Here is a 2,556-nt window from a genome sequence, read left to right as displayed (position 1 = left end):
GGAGAAAGACTCGATCAAACCCTCCCTGCTCACGTTAGCATGAGCGTTGCTTCCCTAGCAGCCCCGATCTTTTCCTTTGCTGCCCTTGGTAATAAAGCTATCGGTCAATTACAGCTATTCGATCGCCTTTGGCCAATTCAAGAGATAATTATCGAGGAAAATCATCCTTGGTGGGGATTACCCCTCTACGAGCTTTGGGACGATCCGGCCCGGATGTTAATCTATTATCTCCCCGCTCACGACGAAATCGATCTGGTTTCCGCAGTTCTTTCGGGCAAAAAACTCCAAACTGGCGATCATCTGATTATCGGCAATAAACCGACAATTAAGGCAAAACAGCGTTTTAAACTGCAAAAGTGGCTGAGAAATCTGCTCAATCTCCGTCCCTATCAGCACTATGTCCAACCGGTAATTCTTGTCACCCTTTCCCTCTTGGGGATGATTTCCCTTGCTACCGTTACCTATCTCAGCGTTAATCAAAAAATTTCCCTCGTCGATTCCCTCTATTTTTCCGTCGGGATGATTACCGGTGCCGGAGGTAACGAAAAAGTGGCCGAATCTACCCCCGATAGTATCAAAATTTTTACCGTGGTCATGATGATTGTCGGTGCGGGGGTTATCGGTATCTGTTATGCTCTCCTTAACGATTTTATTCTCGGTAGTCGCTTTAAGCAGTTTTGGGATGCTACCCGCATTCCCGTCCGCAATCATCACATTATCTGTGGTTTAGGAGGTATCGGCACCCGGATCGTGCGACAATTGCACGACCAAGGCTGTGAAGTGGTGGTGATTGAATCGGACCCCAATAATAGATTTTTGCATTCCGTGCGCTCCTGGGGAATCCCCGTTATCATCGAGGATGCGCGTCTAGTGGCTACCCTAGAAACCGCTAATATTAACAACGCCGAATCTTTGATCGTGGTTACTTACGAGGATATGATTAATGTGGAGATTGCCCTCACTGCTAAAGCGATCGCTCCTAAAATTAATCTAGTTTTACGCTGCTCTCAGGAACAATTCGGGCGATCGATTCAAGAGGTTTTTGATTTTGATACGGTATTATGTCCCCGGGATCTAGCTACCTATTCCTTCGCTGCGGCCGCTTTGGGCGGTAGAATTCTCGGTAATGGCATGACCGATGATCTCCTCTGGGTTGCTTTGGCTACATTAATCACACCTAATCATCCTTTTATGGGGCAAATTGTCAAGGAAGCGGCGATGAATGCCGATTTTGTGCCACTTTACCTAGAAAAACAGGGTCAAACTATCCACGGTTGGCAATTACTGGAAATCACTCTCGATCAAGGTGATATTCTTTATCTAACTATGCCGGCTATGCGTTTACAACAGGTTTGGCAAAATACTTCCCTAACTATTCCCCAATCTTTCCCCGATTTAAAATGATTTCTGGTCTTAATTATCTGAGCAAAGCTAGTTATCGCTGTATCTTGAGTTTAGGCAGTGCCGGCAGTATTTTAAGTCTCGCTAGTGCCAGCAGCATTTTAAGTCTGGTTAGTATCGGCAGTATGCTCAGTATTGGCAGTGTCGGCAGTATTCTCAGTATTGGCAGTGTTGGCAGTATTCTAAGTGTCGGCAGTGTCGGCAGTATATTTGGCATTTTTCAATATCATTCTCTGCCTAACTATCCAGAGTAGTTCTAATGAACTACTACTCGCCGCTTCTTTGTCGATGGCGGTTTTTTGAGTTTAAACTGTGGGGCGATCGCTTTTTATGTAAACAAAATAGAAAGGTTATTAATCGGATTAAGGGATTTATGAGGCTGCGGCAAAACTAACACGACGATAAATTTCTAGCAAGGGAAGTTCAACGTTTAAACTCTCCAGAGGGATTATTTGACTAAGTTGATCGTAGGTTTGTAGTTGCCAGCGATCGCTCTGTGCGAGTCTGAGATATTGCTCAATGTAGGGTTCAGTTTGACTAACGAGCAGGTATTCACAAAAACTTGACAGGGAACGATATTTTCTAAATTTATCACCTCGATCATATGCTTCCGTGGCGGGGGAAAGCACCTCTACAATAAATAAAGGATTAAGAATTTCGTCTTTGCGATCGCCGTTAAATTCCGGTTCATGGTTAACAACCATGAGATCGGTATAGGTTCCACAATGATATTCAGGAATCCACAACCGCAGATCGCTGTTATACAGACGAAAATCCCTATCTCTCAATAAAAATCCCAAAAAAACCGAGATATTGATCGCAATTGCGCTGTGGGTTGCGGTTCCTCCAGGCATAAGAATCATTTCTCCATGGCAATATTCATAACGTTCCTGAGAAGTTTCAGCGATCGCCCGATATGCTTCCAAAGTGACAGGGGTTTTGGTGACTGTCGCAATAGTTGGTTTTTCTTGAGCGATAATCATCTTTGTCTTTCTCCGATATTCTAAGTGGCTGGTTATAATTAAATTAATAATGGATTTTAGGTTCGATCCCCCCTGCCCCCCTTGATAAGGGGGGTGCCGATAGGCGGGGGGATCCCCCTTAATAAGGGGGGCATCTGATAATTTTTAACGCCTACCCACTTATTAATTAATT

Annotated in this window: 3 protein-coding genes; 2 read left to right on the top strand and 1 reads right to left on the bottom strand. The window is 44.3% G+C overall.

The window, feature by feature from the left end; all coding sequences use genetic code 11:
* The coding region (locus tag PX481_RS15040) for a potassium channel family protein (protein ID WP_288094877.1) at positions 1 to 1,404 on the top strand (1,404 nt) is incomplete at its 5' end.
* Positions 1,401 to 1,655, top strand: a complete 255-nt coding sequence (locus tag PX481_RS15035) for a hypothetical protein (RefSeq protein ID WP_002750132.1) — start codon at positions 1,401 to 1,403, stop codon at positions 1,653 to 1,655. The genes PX481_RS15040 and PX481_RS15035, both read left to right, overlap by 4 nt.
* Before the next feature lie 117 nt (positions 1,656 to 1,772).
* On the opposite strand, the gene PX481_RS15030 is transcribed toward PX481_RS15035, so the two are convergent.
* A complete protein-coding gene (locus PX481_RS15030) occupies positions 1,773 to 2,384 on the bottom strand; it encodes a Uma2 family endonuclease (protein WP_288094876.1) in 612 nt (203 codons plus the stop codon).
* Positions 2,385 to 2,556 lie beyond the last annotated feature (172 nt).

The organism is Microcystis sp. M53603_WE2, assembly GCF_030065435.1.
The sequence above is the reverse complement of the archived record's forward strand: the minus strand, read 5'-3'. Positions and strand labels throughout refer to the sequence as shown.

What these genes read in the sequence shown, in the direction of transcription:
- PX481_RS15035 (WP_002750132.1), top strand. Translation starts at nt 1,401, where the DNA reads ATGATTTCTGGTCTTAATTATCTGAGCAAAGCTAGTTATCGCTGTATC.
- PX481_RS15030 (WP_288094876.1), bottom strand. Translation starts at nt 2,384, where the DNA reads ATGATTATCGCTCAAGAAAAACCAACTATTGCGACAGTCACCAAAACC.